General features: G+C 62.9%; 18 protein-coding genes. 9 read left to right on the top strand and 9 right to left on the bottom strand.

Annotated features, from left to right (window positions below; genetic code table 11):
* Positions 1–60: 60 nt before the first annotated feature.
* Complete coding sequence (locus TM1040_RS04000) at positions 61–675, top strand: chloramphenicol acetyltransferase (RefSeq protein WP_011537310.1); 615 nt, start codon at positions 61–63, stop codon at positions 673–675.
* Positions 676–724: 49 nt separating this feature from the next.
* Here TM1040_RS04000 and phnF read toward each other — a convergent pair whose 3' ends face one another.
* The gene (phnF, locus tag TM1040_RS03995; protein ID WP_011537309.1) at positions 725–1,447 is read right to left on the bottom strand and encodes a phosphonate metabolism transcriptional regulator PhnF; all 723 of its coding nucleotides are present in this window, start codon (positions 1,445–1,447) and stop codon (positions 725–727) included.
* 122 nt (positions 1,448–1,569) lie between these two features.
* Here phnF and phnG point away from each other — a divergent pair, with 122 nt between their 5' ends.
* From phnG to phnN, 7 genes are all read left to right on the top strand, one after another.
* The gene (phnG, locus tag TM1040_RS03990; RefSeq protein WP_011537308.1) at positions 1,570–2,022 is read left to right on the top strand and encodes a phosphonate C-P lyase system protein PhnG; all 453 of its coding nucleotides are present in this window, start codon (positions 1,570–1,572) and stop codon (positions 2,020–2,022) included.
* Positions 2,022–2,597: a phosphonate C-P lyase system protein PhnH gene (phnH, locus tag TM1040_RS03985; RefSeq protein WP_011537307.1), complete on the top strand. Its 576-nt coding sequence runs from the start codon at positions 2,022–2,024 to the stop codon at positions 2,595–2,597. The genes phnG and phnH overlap by 1 nt, the downstream gene beginning before the upstream one ends.
* A 4-nt stretch (positions 2,598–2,601) precedes the next feature.
* On the top strand, positions 2,602–3,705 hold the full coding sequence (locus TM1040_RS03980) for a carbon-phosphorus lyase complex subunit PhnI (protein WP_011537306.1): 1,104 nt from the start codon (positions 2,602–2,604) through the stop codon (positions 3,703–3,705).
* Between the two features lie 114 nt (positions 3,706–3,819).
* Positions 3,820–4,701, top strand: coding sequence for an alpha-D-ribose 1-methylphosphonate 5-phosphate C-P-lyase PhnJ (locus TM1040_RS03975; protein ID WP_011537305.1), 882 nt, complete (start codon positions 3,820–3,822; stop codon positions 4,699–4,701).
* A complete protein-coding gene (gene phnK / locus TM1040_RS03970) occupies positions 4,701–5,471 on the top strand; it encodes a phosphonate C-P lyase system protein PhnK (protein ID WP_009175801.1) in 771 nt (256 codons plus the stop codon). Before TM1040_RS03975 ends, phnK begins: the two co-directional genes overlap by 1 nt.
* Positions 5,472–5,562: 91 nt before the next feature.
* Positions 5,563–6,246 (top strand): phosphonate C-P lyase system protein PhnL, encoded by a 684-nt coding sequence (gene phnL, locus TM1040_RS03965; protein ID WP_044026500.1) that lies wholly within the window; start codon positions 5,563–5,565, stop codon positions 6,244–6,246.
* Positions 6,243–6,815 (top strand): phosphonate metabolism protein/1,5-bisphosphokinase (PRPP-forming) PhnN, encoded by a 573-nt coding sequence (gene phnN, locus TM1040_RS03960; protein WP_011537303.1) that lies wholly within the window; start codon positions 6,243–6,245, stop codon positions 6,813–6,815. Before phnL ends, phnN begins: the two co-directional genes overlap by 4 nt.
* Here the strand turns inward: phnN and TM1040_RS03955 are convergent.
* A complete protein-coding gene (locus TM1040_RS03955) occupies positions 6,797–7,480 on the bottom strand; it encodes a DUF1045 domain-containing protein (protein WP_011537302.1) in 684 nt (227 codons plus the stop codon). The genes phnN and TM1040_RS03955 overlap by 19 nt on opposite strands.
* A 52-nt stretch (positions 7,481–7,532) precedes the next feature.
* On the opposite strand from TM1040_RS03955, the gene TM1040_RS03950 reads away from it, so the two are divergent.
* Positions 7,533–8,675, top strand: a complete 1,143-nt coding sequence (locus tag TM1040_RS03950; RefSeq protein WP_011537301.1) for an alpha-D-ribose 1-methylphosphonate 5-triphosphate diphosphatase — start codon at positions 7,533–7,535, stop codon at positions 8,673–8,675.
* 394 nt (positions 8,676–9,069) lie between these two features.
* Here TM1040_RS03950 and TM1040_RS03945 read toward each other — a convergent pair whose 3' ends face one another.
* From TM1040_RS03945 to TM1040_RS03915, 7 genes are read right to left on the bottom strand one after another with little or no spacing between them, the layout of a single operon-like run.
* Positions 9,070–9,549: a class I SAM-dependent methyltransferase gene (locus TM1040_RS03945; protein ID WP_011537300.1), complete on the bottom strand. Its 480-nt coding sequence runs from the start codon at positions 9,547–9,549 to the stop codon at positions 9,070–9,072.
* Positions 9,550–10,308: a polysaccharide deacetylase family protein gene (locus TM1040_RS03940; RefSeq protein ID WP_011537299.1), complete on the bottom strand. Its 759-nt coding sequence runs from the start codon at positions 10,306–10,308 to the stop codon at positions 9,550–9,552.
* A 20-nt stretch (positions 10,309–10,328) separates the two neighbouring features.
* Positions 10,329–11,468: a glycosyltransferase family protein gene (locus TM1040_RS03935; protein ID WP_011537298.1), complete on the bottom strand. Its 1,140-nt coding sequence runs from the start codon at positions 11,466–11,468 to the stop codon at positions 10,329–10,331.
* Positions 11,465–12,049 (bottom strand): histidine phosphatase family protein, encoded by a 585-nt coding sequence (locus tag TM1040_RS03930; RefSeq protein ID WP_011537297.1) that lies wholly within the window; start codon positions 12,047–12,049, stop codon positions 11,465–11,467. The genes TM1040_RS03935 and TM1040_RS03930 overlap by 4 nt, the downstream gene beginning before the upstream one ends.
* The gene (locus tag TM1040_RS03925) at positions 12,046–13,155 is read right to left on the bottom strand and encodes a glycosyltransferase family 4 protein (RefSeq protein WP_011537296.1); all 1,110 of its coding nucleotides are present in this window, start codon (positions 13,153–13,155) and stop codon (positions 12,046–12,048) included. The genes TM1040_RS03930 and TM1040_RS03925 overlap by 4 nt, the downstream gene beginning before the upstream one ends.
* The gene (locus TM1040_RS03920) at positions 13,152–14,396 is read right to left on the bottom strand and encodes a glycosyltransferase family 4 protein (protein ID WP_011537295.1); all 1,245 of its coding nucleotides are present in this window, start codon (positions 14,394–14,396) and stop codon (positions 13,152–13,154) included. The genes TM1040_RS03925 and TM1040_RS03920 overlap by 4 nt, the downstream gene beginning before the upstream one ends.
* On the bottom strand, positions 14,393–15,613 hold the full coding sequence (locus TM1040_RS03915; protein ID WP_011537294.1) for a glycosyltransferase family protein: 1,221 nt from the start codon (positions 15,611–15,613) through the stop codon (positions 14,393–14,395). Before TM1040_RS03915 ends, TM1040_RS03920 begins: the two co-directional genes overlap by 4 nt.
* Positions 15,614–15,898: the final 285 nt, after the last annotated feature.

Raw genomic sequence — 15,898 nt, 5'->3', positions numbered from 1 at the left:
GGTTGTTCGTGCAACACACACCGTCACGAAAGTCTAGTTGTATATTCTAAAGGTGCGCAAATGCCCAAACTCTCAGCCTCAGACCCCTACGCCCACCCGGGCTGTAGCCTCACCAACAGCACCTTTGGGGCTTGGGTCGAAATCGGGGCCAATACCCGTGTCGCCAACAGCGCATTTGGCGACTACAGCTATTGCGACCGGATGTGCGACATCGCCAACGCACAGATTGGCAAATTTGCAAATATCGCAAGCTGCGTGCGGATCGGCGCGACAGATCATCCGATGGAGAAGGCCTCTCTGCACCATTTCCTCTATCGCTCGGCAAGCTACTGGGAGGATGCCGAGGATGACGCGGATTGGTTTGCTCATCGCAAAAGCCGACGCGCAGAGATCGGACACGACACCTGGATTGGCCATGGTGCGTTGATCAAGCCCGAGGTCACAATCGGTCACGGCGCCGTGGTGGCCGCTGGTACAGTGGTCACAAAGGACGTGGCCCCCTACACAATCGTCGGCGGCAACACAGCAAAGCTGATCCGGCGACGCTACACAGAACCCGTTGCAGAACGGATGATCGCGCTGGCGTGGTGGGACTGGGATCACGCGACCTTGCGTGCAGCGCTCGCGGATTTTCGCGCCTTACCCGCTGAGGCATTTCTCGAAAAATACGAATAATCGCAAACGCTTGAGTACGTGACGCGCGCCCCAGGGCGCGCGCTCTGGCTCAGTCGTCGCCAACTGTCAGCGTCACCCGGTCTCCTGCAAACCATGTGCGGCCGAACTCGATCGGCACACCGTTGAGGTCGTCCGAGATCCCGGTGGTGCGCAGGATCGGCGCGCCTTCAGACGTGCGCAGATGTAGCGCCTGGGTGGCGGTCGCAAGCTTTGCCGTAATGCGGGTTTCGCGGCGGGTATAATCTTCTACGCCGCAGGCCTTCAGCGCTGCCGTGATCGAGTCATGTGACTGAAGCGCGTCGATGATGCCGGGCAGGCGGTCTGCCGGAAACAACGTCCGCGCCAGCGCAACCGGATGATCGTCCGCATAGGACAGACCTTCATAAACCACCACCGGGTCGCCCGGTTCCAGCTCCAGCACATCGGCCTCCCTTGCGTCGGCCGCAAGCGTCTCGAGACGCAGAACTTTCTTGCTAGGCACGCGCCCTGCGCGCCGGATGTTCTGGTGAAACCTGATGCGTTTTCCAACCGGGTAATCGGTGGGTTTTGCGGCAACAAACACCCCGGCGCCGCGCCGCGCGTGGACCAGCCCCTGTTCCGACATATCCGCGAGCGCCCGCCGCACCGTGTGACGGTTGACGCCAAAGCGCTCCGCGAGCTGCGCCTCTGCCGGCAGCTTCGCCCCGCGGTCATAGCGCCCTTGCGCGATGTCATCGGTCAAGGTGATTGCAATCGACTTCCAGACCGGGGTGCGGGAAGCGGCTTTGGTCATGCTATTTCCTTCGTCATGAAAGCTTCACAAGAGAGCGGCTTGCGCGCAGCAAGGCGACTCGGGTAGTATTTGTCTAGTTGTATAGGACATGTAGACTAATCTGCCAAGAGGCGACACCAGACATGACACAAGAGAGAACGCCCGAGGACCGCAAGGCCTGGATGAGCCTGCTGGCCACCGCGCCCGAGGCTCGGCTTGCCAGCCTGTTCGAGGCCTTCGGGCATAGCCCCGAGCATGCTTTTCTACGCGCGCCCGAAACCGGTGGTGTGATGGTCCGCGGGCGCACAGGCGCAAGCGGCGCACCGTTTAACCTCGGCGAGATGACCGTCACCCGCTGCACGCTCAAACTCGTATCTGGCGAAGTGGGGCATGGCTATGTGCAGGGTCGCAGCAAGCGGCAGGCGGAGATGGCCGCCAAATTGGACGCGATGATGCAAACAGAGGCCGCCCCGGAGCTCGAGAACAAGATCCTGACCCCCCTGCGCACGGAGCGTGACGCGGCCCGAGAGGCCCGCGCTGCCAAAGCCGCCGCGACCAAGGTGGACTTCTTTACGATGGTGCGAGGAGAGGACTGATGCCCGACACCGAGATTTATACAGGCGGTTTTGCCGATCCTGCAGTGGCCTCGGCCCATGCGTTTCGTGCCGCGATGGACGTTATGGCGCGCCCCGGCGAGATCCGTGAAATCACCGGTGGCAGCGCCCCCGAAGGCCTGAGCCAAGCCGCAGCAAGCCTGATCCTGACGCTGGCAGACCCGGAGACAGGTCTGTTTCTGGCGCCGGACGTGGACAGCGCCGCCCTGCGCGGCTGGATCACCTTTCATACCGGCGCGCCGATTGTGCGCGCCGCCAAAGCGGATTTCGCCGTGGGGGGCTGGGACGCGCTGATGCCGCTTGAGCAATATCGCATCGGCACCTCGGAATACCCCGATCGCTCCGCGACGCTCATTGTTGAGAGCCCCGCGTTTGAGCCCCCAAATGCCATGCTCAGGGGGCCCGGCATCAAGGAACACGCGCGGATGTATCTGCCCGATGTGGCTCTGATGCAGCGCAACGCCATGCTCTACCCGCTTGGGGTAGATGTATTTTTCACCTCCGGGTCCGAGATTGCCGCTCTGCCGCGCTCGACCCAGATTCAACCGGAGGGCTAAGCAGATGTACGTAGCCGTAAAAGGCGGTGAGCGGGCGATTGACAATGCCCATGCCTGGCTCGCCGAAGAACGCCGGGGCGATCAGAGCATCGCTGAGCTGTCCCTCGCGCAGATCCGCGAACAGCTGAAGCTGGCAGTGAACCGCGTGATGGCCGAGGGTTCGCTCTATGATCCCGATCTGGCCGCACTGGCGATCAAACAGTCGCGGGGCGACTTGATCGAGGCGATCTTTTTGATGCGGGCTTATCGCACCACCTTGCCCCGGTTTGGGAATTCCAAGCCGGTAGAGACAGCCGATATGACCTGTGATCGTCGCATCTCCGCGACCTTCAAGGACGTACCGGGCGGGCAGGTCTTGGGGCCGACTTTTGACTACACGCACCGTTTACTGGACTTCAAACTCGCCGCCGAAGGCGAGGTGCCCGAGGCACCTGCTGCGGAGCCGCGCCTAGAGCCGACCCCGCATGTGACGTCCTTCCTGCGCGGTGAGGATATCATCCAGACCGAAGAGGACTCTGACGCCACGCCCAAGGACATCACCCGAGAGCCGATGTCCTTTCCGGCGGATCGCGCCACCCGCTTGCAGACGCTGACCCGCGGCGATGAGGGCTTTGTGCTGGGCATGGCTTATTCCACCCAACGCGGCTACGCGCGCAACCACGCCTTTGTGGGCGAATTGCGGATTGGCACCGTTGCGGTTGAGATGGACATCCCAGAACTGGGCTTTGCCATTGAAATCGGCGAGGTGGAGCTGACGGAATGCGAGACGGTGAACCAATTCAAAGGCTCCAAGACCGAGCCGCCGCAGTTCACCCGTGGCTATGGTCTGGTGTTCGGCCAGACAGAGCGCAAGGCGATCTCCATGGCGCTTGTGGACCGTGCGCTGCGCTGGAAAGAGCTGGGCGAAGACGACCTCGGCGCGGCTGCGCAGGATGAGGAATTTGTCCTCAGCCACTGCGACAACATCCAGGCGACCGGTTTCCTCGAACATATCAAACTGCCGCATTACGTGGATTTCCAGTCCGAACTCGAACTGGTGCGCAAGTTGCGCCGCGAGGCCGAGGCCGCGCGCACTGAGGCTGAGCAAGCGCGGGAGGCGGCGGAATGAAGCATACGGAACATAGGGCAATGCCCGACCTCGGGTGGGTGCGAAGCGCCCTCCCGTGGGGGAGGTCGGGCGCTGCCCGGCGGTGCCGGGCTACAGCTAAGAAGGATGCCCACTATGTCTGACTACAACTTTGCATACCTCGACGAGCAGACCAAGCGGATGATCCGTCGCGCGATCCTCAAAGGTCTCGCCATCCCCGGTTATCAGGTGCCTTTTGCAAGCCGCGAAATGCCCATGCCTTACGGCTGGGGCACCGGCGGCGTGCAGGTCTCTGCGGCGGCACTGACGCCCGATGACACCTTCAAAGTGATCGATCAGGGCGCGGATGACACCACCAACGCGGTCTCTATCCGTAAGTTCTTTGAACGCACCGCAGGTGTTGCCACTACTGAGGAAACCGAAAAAGCCTCGATCATCCAGACCCGCCACCGCATCCCGGAGGCCGATCTGCGCGAGGACCAGATCCTTGTGTATCAGGTGCCGATCCCGGAACCTCTGCGCTTTTTGGAACCGCGCGAGACCGAGACCCGCAAAATGCACGCGCTTGAGGAATACGGCCTCATGCATGTGAAGCTCTATGAAGACATCAGCCAACATGGCGCCATTGCCACCTCCTACGCCTATCCGGTGAAGGTGGAGGGGCGCTACGTGATGGACCCGTCTCCCATTCCGAAGTTCGACAACCCCAAGATGGAAATGGCCGCGATCCAGCTCTTTGGCGCAGGACGCGAACAACGGATCTATGCGGTTCCGCCCTACACCAAAGTGGTCTCTCTCGATTTTGAGGATTACCCGTTCGAGGCCACCAAGGCCGAACACCCCTGCGACCTCTGCGCGGCAGAGGACAGCTATCTCGACGAGGTCATCGTGGACGATCAGGGCGGGCGGATGTTCGTCTGCTCCGACACCGATTATTGCCGTTCCCGGCGCGAGGCAGGCCATGTGGGCCGGCTCGGTCAGAACGCTCCTCTCAACACCGGACCGGAGGCCGCGTGATGCATCCCCTTCTGAAAGTCAACAATATCAAAAAGATGTATGGCCATCGCATCGGCTGTACGGATGTCTCCTTTGATCTTTATCCGGGTGAAGTCATGGGCATCGTGGGCGAGTCGGGCTCCGGCAAGTCCACCTTGCTGAACTGCCTTGCAGGTCATCTGGACACCGACGGCGGCGAGGTGATCTTTGACACCCGGGATCGTGGTCCCGTCGATACGCTCACCATGTCCGAACCCGAGCGCCGTATGCTGGGGCGCACCGACTGGGCCTTTGTGCATCAGCACGCCCGCGAGGGCCTGCGCATGTCGGTCTCGGCAGGCGGTAACATTGGCGAGCGTCTGATGGCCGTGGGAGACCGTCACTATGGTAACATCCGCGACCGCGCCGTCGACTGGCTCGACCGGGTGGAGATCGACGAGAGCCGGGTAGATGATCGCCCCACGGCCTTCTCGGGCGGCATGCAGCAACGTTTGCAGATCGCGCGCAATTTGGTGACCGGCCCGCGTCTGGTGTTCATGGACGAACCCACCGGGGGCTTGGATGTCTCGGTACAGGCGCGGCTTCTGGACCTCTTGCGTGGTTTGGTGCGTGAAATGGGGCTCTCGGCGATCATCGTCACCCACGACCTCGCCGTGGTGCGCCTGCTGGCTGATCGCCTTATGGTTATGAAGTCCGGCCACGTCGTGGAAACCGGCCTCACCGATCAGGTGCTGGATGATCCGCAACACGCCTACACGCAACTTCTGGTCTCCTCCGTGTTGCAGGTGTGACCAAGGCCTCTGGCGCGCACATGGGATCTGTGCGCGGCGGGCTTCCCTTTATTTGTTGGAAAGGCTGGCTATGACCGCTTCTCAAACTCCGATGATCGACATTCAAAATGTCTCCAAGACTTTCACCCTGCACAATCAGGGCAGCGCGCTTATTCCGGTGATGGAGGGGGCAAACCTTTCCGTCAGCCCGGGCGAGTGCGTTGGGCTGGTCGGGGCCTCCGGCGCCGGGAAATCGACCCTGATGCGGCTCATCTACGGCAATTACCTTGCCGCCTCCGGCCATATCCTGATCGGTGGGCTTGATGTCGCCAATGCCGAGCCGCGCGAAATTCTGGAACTGCGCCGCAAGACACTTGGCTACGTGAGCCAGTTCCTGCGGGTGGTGCCTCGGGTTTCGACGCTTGATGTGGTCGCCGAGCCGCTCTTGTCGGTGGGCACCCCGGTTGAAAAGGCGCGCGACCGTGCGGCCTCGCTTCTGGCGCAGCTCAACATCCCCGAACGGCTCTGGACCCTGAGCCCAACGACATTTTCGGGCGGTGAACAGCAGCGCGTGAATATCGCCCGGGGCTTTGCCTATGACTACCCGGCGATGCTGCTGGATGAGCCCACCGCCAGCCTTGATGCGCAAAACCGCGCAACGGTTCTTGGCCTCATCGAGAGCGCCAAGGCGCGGGGCGCAGCCATCATCGGCATCTTTCACGACGAGGCCGCGCGCGAGCAGGTCTGCGATCGGTTTGTTGATGTGTCGGCCTTTGCGCCAAAGGCTGCCGCATGAGCGTACCCGCCGACACATCCCCTGCAAAGGGGCCGGTCATCGCTGTTGTCGGCCCCTCGGGTGTCGGCAAGGACAGCCTGATGAGCGGCCTTGCGGTCGCTGATCCGCGCCTGCGCTCCATGCGCCGTGTGATTACCCGCGCGCCCGAAGCCGGGGGGGAGGACTATCAACCCGTGAGCGAGGCCGAGTTTCAGGCCTTGGTCGAGGCGGATGTCTTTGCGCTCCATTGGAATGCCCATGGGCTGCGCTACGGCATTCCGCGCGACATTGAAAAACTGCGCGAGGGCGCCACGGGCGTCCTTGTGAACCTCTCGCGCGCGGTTCTGTTGCAGGCGCAGGAGGTGTTCGACGATTTCCGCGTGATCTCTGTCACGGCCCGCCCCGAAGTGCTGGCCGCGCGTTTGGCCGGACGCGGGCGCGAGGATGCCGCCGAGGTGGAACGCCGCCTTGCCCGTGCCAGCCTAGCGCTGCCCGAGGGTTTGCGTCAGGTCCATGAGGTCGACAACAGCGGCGCGCTCAGCGCCGCAATCGTCGAGGCTCAGGCAATCATTCAGGCCGAGAGGGCATAGCGTTGGATCAGGTGAAAACGCCCATCCTCCGCCTCGCCCATCAGCGCCAAGTCGTTGATCACAAAGGGCTGTGGCAAGAGCGGCACAAGGGCCTCCGCCAGATAGGCCTCGACCGCGGGCAGCTCCCGTTTTGGCAGTTTTCCGGTCAAGGTGATGTGAAAGCGGAACTGATCCAACACATAAGGGTAGCCCCATTGCAGAAGGTGGGCGTCCTGCTCGGCACTGAGGCCGCCCGCGCGGCGTTTTGCAATCTCCGCATCCGGTGCCGGCGCACGAAACCCGTCAAGCTCGGTCACACAGGCTGCCGCCAGCGCGTTCGGAGCGCCCACATCGCCGATGGGACGCAGCGCCAGAAACCGGCCAAGCCGCTCAACTTGGAGGCCCTCCAGTTGGACGGGGGGCAGACGCGCCGCCAGGGCTTCACATGCACCACGCAGGGCGCTCTCATCATGCCCGTCAGCCAGTCGCATCGGCGGCTTCAGGGTGGCGTGCAGACCGTATTTGCGCGGGGTGGCCGTGATCGTCGTCACATCCAGCGCCCCGGCACTGGGATGCGCCACCTCGCGGCCCGCCACGATGTCCCAACCGAGCCAGCTCGTTGCCCATTTGCTCCACGCCGCATCGGCGCAGGGCGCATAATAGATCGCATATCGCGTAAATGTCACATTGGCCTCCTAAGACGTGGGCCTTCTCTATCCCGAAAGATGTGAACTCCAGATGACACAAGAGATGATCCTTGCCAATGCCACGCTGATCCTTGCGGGCGAGACCCGCACCGGTTGCGTAAAAATCTCAGATAGCGTGATCGCCGACATCGCCGACGGCTCTTCTGTGCCTGCGGGCGCGGTGGATCTTGAGGGCGATTTCCTCAGCCCTGGCCTTGTGGAACTGCACACCGACAATCTGGAACGCCACATCGAACCCCGACCCGGGGTTGACTGGCCCCATGCGGCGGCCCTGGTCGCCCATGACGCCGAGCTTGCCTCGACCGGCATCACCACCGTCTTTGATGCAATGCGGGTGGGTTCGATCCCGTCCGGCAAGGGGCGCTATATCAAATATGCGCGCCAGCTTGCGAGCGAGATGCTGGACCTGCGCACCAAGGACATGCTGAAGATCAGTCATTTCCTGCACCTGCGCGCCGAAGTCTGCTCTGAAACGCTGGCCGAGGAGCTGGCGGAGTTCACCGCCGAGGACCGCGTGGGCCTTGTGAGCCTGATGGACCACACCCCCGGTCAGCGCCAGTTCCGCGATATTGCGAAACTCGAGCAATACGTGAAGTCCAAACGTGGCATGTCGGATGAGGAATTCATCAACCATGTGGCGCAACTGAAGGATCTGCGCGCCCGCTTTGGTGATCTCCACGAGGCAACCACCGTGGCCGAGGCCGCCCGCTTTGGCGCAGTGCTGGCCAGCCATGATGACACCACTGCAGATCAGGTGCAGACCTCGGCAGGCCATGGAATTCGGCTGGCCGAGTTCCCCACCACGGTTGAGGCCGCGCGGGCCTGCCATGCCCATGGGATCAAGGTGATGATGGGCGCGCCCAACCTCATTCGGGGTGGTTCGCACTCCGGCAATGTCGCCGCGCGAGAGCTTGCGGATCTGGAGCTTTTGGACATCGTGTCCTCGGACTATATCCCGGCCGCGCTGCTGCAGGCGGCTGTCAAACTGGGCGAGATCTGGGGTGATCTGGCGCGCGGGATGGCCACCGTGACGGCTGCGCCTGCTGCGTCGGTGGGCTTGACCGATCGCGGGGTGCTGGAGGTTGGCAAACGCGCGGACTTGATCCGCTTTCGCACCCGTGAGGGCGTGCCGATGCTGCGCGCAGTTTATTCGCGCGGCGCGCGTGTGGCCTGAGGGCGCCAGTGTCGTAAAGCGCGCGTTGATAGCGCGCGCGCTTTGCACACCGCTCTTACACGCCTGAGCGGCGCCTCTGCGCGCAAATATGCGCGCAAAACGGCTTTGTTGCGTGGACTCGCAGATGTCAGCGTGCGCTCTCCACGCAACGCCTACATAAAGTATCAGCCTTGGTGACCTGTTGTTTCGCACGCGAAACAATCAGGCAGGAGTGCTGACCTATGCGCTGTTGCAGAACCGGGAGGCTCCCGCCCCTTTATGCGTGCGGCTAAGCCGCCCCCAAAAGCGTTGGGCCTCCGCCCCAGCGCGATTTGCACAGCAAAGCGCACCCCCTCAAAGACGATGCGCATCCTATTTCCAGCGATCCATTGGACGTGGTGCGGCGTGGTGCGGATTACTCCACGCGATAGAACATGTAGCGGCCTTCGGGGATGCCTTCGGGGCCATCGATCTCTTTGAAGCCCACAAGAGGCTGGCCAGAGACGATCACCCCGCCCGGCACCATGACGCGCGCAATCACCGGAGAGAGTTTTGCTGCTTCGGCCACGTCTTTTTCTTTGATCCCAAACCCCAGATCGTAATGCGCCAGCGCGAGCTTATGGCCACCCTCTGCCAGGCGGTCCAGCATCGGAGCCGCTTCGCCTTGCAAAAAGTTCTCTTCCGGCGGGACACAGGACGGGTGGCATTGAAGGACGCGGTCGATGACCCAGATCCGGCGCTCCGGCATCACTTCGCGCAGGTGATCATAGGTGCGACCATTGCCAAGCCCGAGATCAAGAACATCCCCGGTGAGGAGCGAAATCTCTTGCGCGGCCCAATTTAGCCCATCGCGTTGCGCGGTCAGGCGGCGCAGCATACTGTCCAGTCGGCTCACTCAGTTGATCCTCTCGTTGAAACGCCAGGGATGGGCTGGCCCCTCAAGGAGACGGCGCAGCAAGGTGTCGCAGAACTCCCATACCTCGTCCGTATGCACAAGATGATGCGTCAGGAGACCCAGCGGTTCCGCATTATCCTGCTGACCGCTGCGCCGCGCTTGCAAATTGGCCACCAGCTTCTGAAGGATCTGAGCCTCAGGCATAAGACCGCGCCCACCTTTCCAGTCGATCGGATCAATATGGGTGTTGATCTGCACCAGACCCGATGCCGCCTGCGTGCGCTTGCGGGGTCCATAGGTGGAGATTGCAGCAAAGCCCAGCCCCGCAAGCCACGGCAACATCGCAGGCGAGATCCGGTTCCACGGTGGGACGAACATGGGCTGCAACCGCGCGCCAAACAGATGTTTCAGTCGCTCGACCCCCTGTTCGGCATCGGTCAACGCCTCGTCCACAGGGCGGGTGCTGGGAAATTCGCAGGTCTTCTTGTCAGGATTTGCGTGGTTCACATGCGCCCAACCGTGCACGACGGGGATCAAATGGCTCGACTGTGATACATGTTGCGCCAGCGCGTCTTCTGCCGCTTTCGGGATCACCGCCAGATGCACCGGAAGATCAAGCCGCGTTGCCATTGCTTCAAGCCGCGTCAACGCATCGGTCGGGGTAACTGCATCATCATCGCGCCACCACAGCGGCAAACGCAGACCCGCCGCAGCCCATTGCTCCAGCTCCGCGTCCAGCGCGTCCCAGCCTTCGGTCATTCAAAATCCCCCAATTGCGCTCAAGCGCGCTGCCCCCTCAGCAGCGTTGCGGCAATCTCCACACTCTGACCCGCTCCGTCAAATTCAAAGCCGTCAAGGCTGCGTTGCGTATCCTGCATAACGCGGCGCAGCGCTGTCGCGAGACGGGCTGGCGTGAGTGTCGCCGCCGCTTCGACCTCAAAACCTGGTAACGGAGACAGGCTCTTGGCGCGCAGGGTCTGCTCCACCTCCTTGCCCGCATCAAAGGGCACGAGCACCGCTGGGGTACCCGATTGCAGCAAATCCAGTGCGGTATTGTAGCCACACATGCTCACGGAGGCGGCGGCATGGGGCAGCATCGCGCGAAAGTCAGAGCGGGCAGGCTCAAGACTCGCGGGCGAACTTGGGTCGTGCAACTCTGCGATCCGCGCCGCCGCATCCGCGCCGCCGACAAGAATGCGCCAGCTATAGTCTGGCATCTCCTTGGCGGCCTCAATGGCGCAGGCATATAGTGCATCTCCGACGCTGCCACCGCCAGCGCTGACGAGGATTTCGCCTTTGCCAACCCCATCGGGATGCGGCGCTGCGGCTGGTGGGGCGACATAGCCGGTGTAATGCAGCTTGGCGGCGAGCATGTCCGAGACAGGCCAGCTGACCTCGAGCCGGGTCGCCTTGGGGTCGGAGTGAACGAGCACGCCATCGTAATAGCGCTCAATCATTGCATCGGCGTCCACGGCCTTTTGCGGCTTTGACGGCGGGGCAAGAATATCACGGATCGAGGACAGGATCAGGGGCGGGCGGGGCAGGGCCTTGGCAGCCTCAAGGAGGGCGCGGAACTCTGCCCTAAGAGCGCGGCGACCAAAGGGGTAAAGCTCCGTGATCAGAACATCGGGTTCCCGAGCCTGAACCACGGTTTCCAGCTGATGCACCCTGCGGGCAAGATAGGCCTCATCCGCGACCTCGCCCCCTTCGCCCAGCAGGCGCGTGAACGCCACCCCATCAGAGCGCAGCGGTGGCAATTGCTCGATCTGGACGCTCTCAAGGCTGAGTTGCGGCGCTGGAAACCCGCCAGAGATCACGGTAACGGCATGGCCCAGTCGCGAAAACGCCCGCCCCAATGTGAGGGCGCGCGACAGATGCCCGGTGCCCAAGAGATGCGTCACAGCAATCAGAACCTTCATGACGCGCGTTTCTCCAGCCTGACGGGCTCTGTCCATGGGTCGAGCTGATCGCCAGAGATCTCGACCACAAACAGGCGGTTGCGCTTAACCTGGAACGGGGCGGGGCCATCGAAATCCCAGCCATGCGCGCGGGCAAGGATCATCCGCATGATACCGATGTGACAGACGGCAACCGTGTCACGCGTCAGGGTTGCGATCCAGGGCGCGACCCGCGCCCAGACCTCGGCAGGGCTTTCTCCCCCAGGCGGGCGATAATCCCAGCCCCAGTGTTCAATGTCGCGAAACCCTGATTGCGGGTCTGCGCGCAAAAGCGCGCCCTGTTGACCTTCCCAATCGCCCCAATTCATCTCGATGAGCGCGGCTGCTGTTTGGGGCGCACGTCCAGCCACAAGTTCGGCGGTCTCGGCGGCGCGCTTCAGGGGGCTCGACCAGAGGTCCGCGTCTTTCCACGTGCCCGGCAGGGCATGGGCTGCAAGCTCTTGGCGGGCGGCCGCATCGAGTGTGATGTCGCTGCGCCCCTGAATGCGACCTGCACGGTTCCAGTCTGTGTGCCCGTGGCGCAAAAGAGCAAGGCGGATCATGCGCTGTGTTCCCTAAATAGTGGCTTGAGCGCCGCCCAGAGGGTTGCGGACGCGGCGGGGCGAAGGTGGTGGCGGGCGATATGATCCCGCGCCCGCCGCCCGAGGTCTTTGCGCTCAGACGCATCCGCCAGCAGGTGCACCACACGGGCGGCAAGGGCGCGCGCGCCAGCATCTGGAGCGGGATAATCCCCGGGCAAAAGCACATCCCGCAAGCCGGGCCTGTCTTGAGCGACCACAGGTAGACCATGAGATTGGGCCTCGACATAGACCATCCCGAAGGCTTCGTTGACGCCGGGCCACAGGAAAAGATCTGCGGCACGATACGCGTCTATCATGGCCTCGGGGCCGAGCTGTCCGAGAAAACGCACCCGGTCGCCAAAGGGCGCCATGAGCGCGTCGACCTCGGTGCGCGCGGGGCCGTCGCCCGCAATCAAAAGCTGCCAGTCGCTCGCGCGCTCGGTCTTCTCAAGGTGGCGCAGCGTCTCGGCAATAAGGGCATATGACGCCAGTTTGTCGCCCGGACGCATCATGCCAGCGGCCAGCAGTGTACGGCCTGCGTCGTCTGACTCTGCCCTTGCCGGAGGCAGCACATCCTGCGGCAGAAACGGGCGCAGATGCACCAGCTGTTGATCGCCTGCGCGATCGCGCTCCAACGTCTGTCGGTCCTGGTCCGTGAGGTAGAAGATCACCGCGGCCTGATCAGCGGCCTCGTGGGCGGCCTGCGCAAATGCGGCCCAAGGCCCCTTCAGGCGTTTCTTGGCGCGCGTGCTCTCGATCTGCACGTAGGGAATGCCCCGGGCCTCGGCCACGGCGGGTCCGAGCAAATCGGGGGCTTTGTAGTAATTGTGATAGGTCACCCAAGCGTCCACGGGCGGAAGCTCCTCGACCAGACGGCTGACCTCATCAGCGGCGCGCCGCTGCAATAGCTGCTGATGCGCGGGGTCGCCCAGTTTATCATAAAGCCGCAGCTCTGAGGCGAGGATCACCTCCGCACCGCCCAATTGCAAAAGCTCCATCAGGTTCTGAGCCATCGCGCGATCGCCAGAGGGCGTAGGATGAGTCGGAGCCTTCATGGGCGCATAAAAGGCGATACGGGATGCGCTCATCCAGCGTCCTTCAGCATCGCATTGAGGCGCGTGTTCAACTGCGCAATACCCGGATCCATGCCAAACTCAGCGCGCAGACGCAGAAGCGCGGCTTTGGCCATGCGCTGCGCCTCTTCGGGCGCATGGGCCAAACGCAGCATCGCGTCCGCCAAAGCCTCGGGCGCGTCGCTGCTGAGGAGGCCATGGGTGCCACTTTCGATGAACTCGGGAATAGCCGACACCGGGGTCGAGAGGATCGGCAGGCCTTGCGAAGCCGCCTCCATCAGCACATTGGGCAAGCCGTCGCGGTCGCCATCCGAAGCCACACGGGAAGGCAGCACAAAGAGATCCGCCGCACGCATCGCATCAATCACCTCGGGCTGATCGCAGGCGCCGCGCCATGTGATACGAGCAGAAATGCCTGCGTCTTCGGCCATGCCCTGCAACAGATCCCCAAGTCCGCCACCACCGATATGGGTCCAGTGCCAGTCAAGATCCCGAGGCAGGAGCGCAAGCGCGGCGATCAAGCGGTCAAAGCCTTTCTTCTCCACCAGCCGCCCCACCGACATCATGTGAAACGGCGCATTCGGGCTGCGCAGTACACGCGCAGGGGGGGCGGGGAACCGCGACAGATCAAGCCCGTGATAGATCAGATCCACAGGCGTGCCGTCAGAGAGCTCTTGTAGATGCTTCGCGCCAAACCCTGTGCAGGTGGCCCCAAAGGCCGCGCCATGGCTGGCCGCCGAGAGCTTTTCGCGCAACTCCCATTCGGGCGAGGTCCAGATGTCTTTTGCATGGGCCGAAAAGCTCCACGGCAGGCCCCGCATGATTGCGGCATAGCGCGCCACCGAAGCGGGCGTATGCAGGAAATGGGCATAAAGGCCGCGCACCTCGGGCGGCAGTTCCGCCGCCAGGACACAGGCCTGACCAAAGCGGCGAATGCGGTTGTGCGTCGGGTCGCGGCGCAGATCAGCGCGCCAGACTTCGTAGGCCGCCGCGTAGCCCGGCAGCGTCTGCGCCCGAGTGCGAGCCTCGGCCACCCGAGCGGGCGCATCATAGAGATACTCCGGCAGGTAATGCACCGGTGCCTGGAGGCGATCATGAAGCGGGTGAGTTTTGGTGTCGGTGGGGTGACGCAGCGACCAAATCTCAAAAGGCTGCCCCGCCGCCTCAAGAGCGACAAGTTCCTGCGCGATAAAGGTCTCGGAAAGGCGCGGCCAGCCTTTGACCAACACAGCAAGCGCGGGGCGTTTTCCAGTCATGCGCTGACCTCACGCGGGAGTTGTTGCAACAGTGCATTGACCCGTTCGGTCACATAGTCGAGTCCGTCAAGTAGCCCGTCAGAGATCGCTTTTGAGGGGTTAGGCTGGCGCTCCAGCGCGCGGATCGCACCGATCATCGCCTCGGGCGTCCAGCCATCGCGGGTTTCGTCGAGCATGGTCACGAGGCCCAGTTCCTCGGCACGGCTGGCCCGGATCCACTGCTCCAGCCGGGGCGTGGTACGCGGCACAATCACGGCCGGTTTGTCAAACGAAAGCACCTCGCAGAACGTGTTGTAACCGCCCATGCAGATGACGCCCTGCGCTCCGGCAAACAGCGTCTCGATCTGGCTCTCAAAGCCGACGGCGCTGACCCGCCCGTCAAGGGCGGCGACCCGATCCTCAAATGCGGCGCGGGTGTCACCGGACAGGAACGGGCCGTAGACCAGCATCGCGCGTGGCGTGAGAGTGGGATCGCGTTCATAGGCGGAAATCGCAAGATCCACCATCATCGCGCCATCGCCGCCACCGCCGGCGGTAATCAGAACATAAGGCTGCTCTGGAGGCTCGCCCACTTCGCCGAGATCGCGGCGCAGATAGCCCGTCCAGTGCATGCGCGCCTGTGTCTCTTTGCTCAGGGGCAGGCCTGCGGTCGGATCATAGACGTCATGCAAACCGTAGATCCAGATTTCATCATAGTAGGTCTCTGCCGCCTCGAGCGCGGATTTGCGCTCCCATTCGGCGCGCAGCACTTCTGGTTCGTCCAGAACATCGCGCAAACCCAGCACAAGGCGCGCCTGGCCGCGTTCCTGCAAGAGATCAAGCGTGGGGATCAACTCGCCGCGAAATCCGGTGGGTTCCTTGTCGACCACCAGTATATCGGGCGCAAACTGCTCGGCGGTGGAGCGGATGAGGCCCGCGCGCAGCTCCGTGGTCTCTTCGATGCTCATACCCATTGTGCGGCTGGCATATGAGCCGTCAGCGCGCTTGATCACACCGGGCAGGCGCATGTGGTCCACGCGATTGGGAAAGGCAAATCGCCCCGCCACTGGCGAGCCGGTCAGGATCATTGCAGAGGCTTTGGGGTCCGCCGAAGTGATCGCCGCTGCCAGGGCGCGCGAGCGCCGCAAGTGACCAAGGCCAAACGTGTCGTGACTGTAAAACAGGATGCGGGGGCCACGGTCCGAAGGGCCGAAACGGGGAAGGGGGCTGGCACTCATGGCGCGACTCGCTTGCAGGATATGATCGGACGGGCGGGTTTCATCAGGCGCAAGCGCGGACTCGGTCGCTTGAGCACACAAGAAAAGACGGCGCAGGGCCGTATGGCGGGCGATGTGCAGCACCTCGTCTGGGTGGCGCGTTGCGTTTTGGCCATATTCCGCCCCAACGTGCTTTGAACGCGCCCGTGGCAATCTGTGGCGCGACCGATTTTCTCATGCGTATCGCGGGAATGGATATGGCTGCAGGAACACGCCAAAACAATAACCCGACCTTTGAAACACGCG

The sequence above is a fragment of the Ruegeria sp. TM1040 genome, assembly GCF_000014065.1.
GTDB lineage: Bacteria > Pseudomonadota > Alphaproteobacteria > Rhodobacterales > Rhodobacteraceae > Epibacterium.
This window is presented reverse-complemented; position numbering and strand designations above follow the sequence as displayed.

What these genes read in the sequence shown, in the direction of transcription:
- TM1040_RS04000 (WP_011537310.1), top strand. Translation starts at nt 61, where the DNA reads ATGCCCAAACTCTCAGCCTCAGACCCCTACGCCCACCCGGGCTGTAGC.
- phnF (WP_011537309.1), bottom strand. Translation starts at nt 1,447, where the DNA reads ATGACCAAAGCCGCTTCCCGCACCCCGGTCTGGAAGTCGATTGCAATC.
- phnG (WP_011537308.1), top strand. Translation starts at nt 1,570, where the DNA reads ATGACACAAGAGAGAACGCCCGAGGACCGCAAGGCCTGGATGAGCCTG.
- phnH (WP_011537307.1), top strand. Translation starts at nt 2,022, where the DNA reads ATGCCCGACACCGAGATTTATACAGGCGGTTTTGCCGATCCTGCAGTG.
- TM1040_RS03980 (WP_011537306.1), top strand. Translation starts at nt 2,602, where the DNA reads ATGTACGTAGCCGTAAAAGGCGGTGAGCGGGCGATTGACAATGCCCAT.
- TM1040_RS03975 (WP_011537305.1), top strand. Translation starts at nt 3,820, where the DNA reads ATGTCTGACTACAACTTTGCATACCTCGACGAGCAGACCAAGCGGATG.
- phnK (WP_009175801.1), top strand. Translation starts at nt 4,701, where the DNA reads ATGCATCCCCTTCTGAAAGTCAACAATATCAAAAAGATGTATGGCCAT.
- phnL (WP_044026500.1), top strand. Translation starts at nt 5,563, where the DNA reads ATGATCGACATTCAAAATGTCTCCAAGACTTTCACCCTGCACAATCAG.
- phnN (WP_011537303.1), top strand. Translation starts at nt 6,243, where the DNA reads ATGAGCGTACCCGCCGACACATCCCCTGCAAAGGGGCCGGTCATCGCT.
- TM1040_RS03950 (WP_011537301.1), top strand. Translation starts at nt 7,533, where the DNA reads ATGACACAAGAGATGATCCTTGCCAATGCCACGCTGATCCTTGCGGGC.
- TM1040_RS03940 (WP_011537299.1), bottom strand. Translation starts at nt 10,308, where the DNA reads ATGACCGAAGGCTGGGACGCGCTGGACGCGGAGCTGGAGCAATGGGCT.
- TM1040_RS03935 (WP_011537298.1), bottom strand. Translation starts at nt 11,468, where the DNA reads ATGAAGGTTCTGATTGCTGTGACGCATCTCTTGGGCACCGGGCATCTG.
- TM1040_RS03930 (WP_011537297.1), bottom strand. Translation starts at nt 12,049, where the DNA reads ATGATCCGCCTTGCTCTTTTGCGCCACGGGCACACAGACTGGAACCGT.
- TM1040_RS03925 (WP_011537296.1), bottom strand. Translation starts at nt 13,155, where the DNA reads ATGAGCGCATCCCGTATCGCCTTTTATGCGCCCATGAAGGCTCCGACT.
- TM1040_RS03920 (WP_011537295.1), bottom strand. Translation starts at nt 14,396, where the DNA reads ATGACTGGAAAACGCCCCGCGCTTGCTGTGTTGGTCAAAGGCTGGCCG.
- TM1040_RS03915 (WP_011537294.1), bottom strand. Translation starts at nt 15,613, where the DNA reads ATGAGTGCCAGCCCCCTTCCCCGTTTCGGCCCTTCGGACCGTGGCCCC.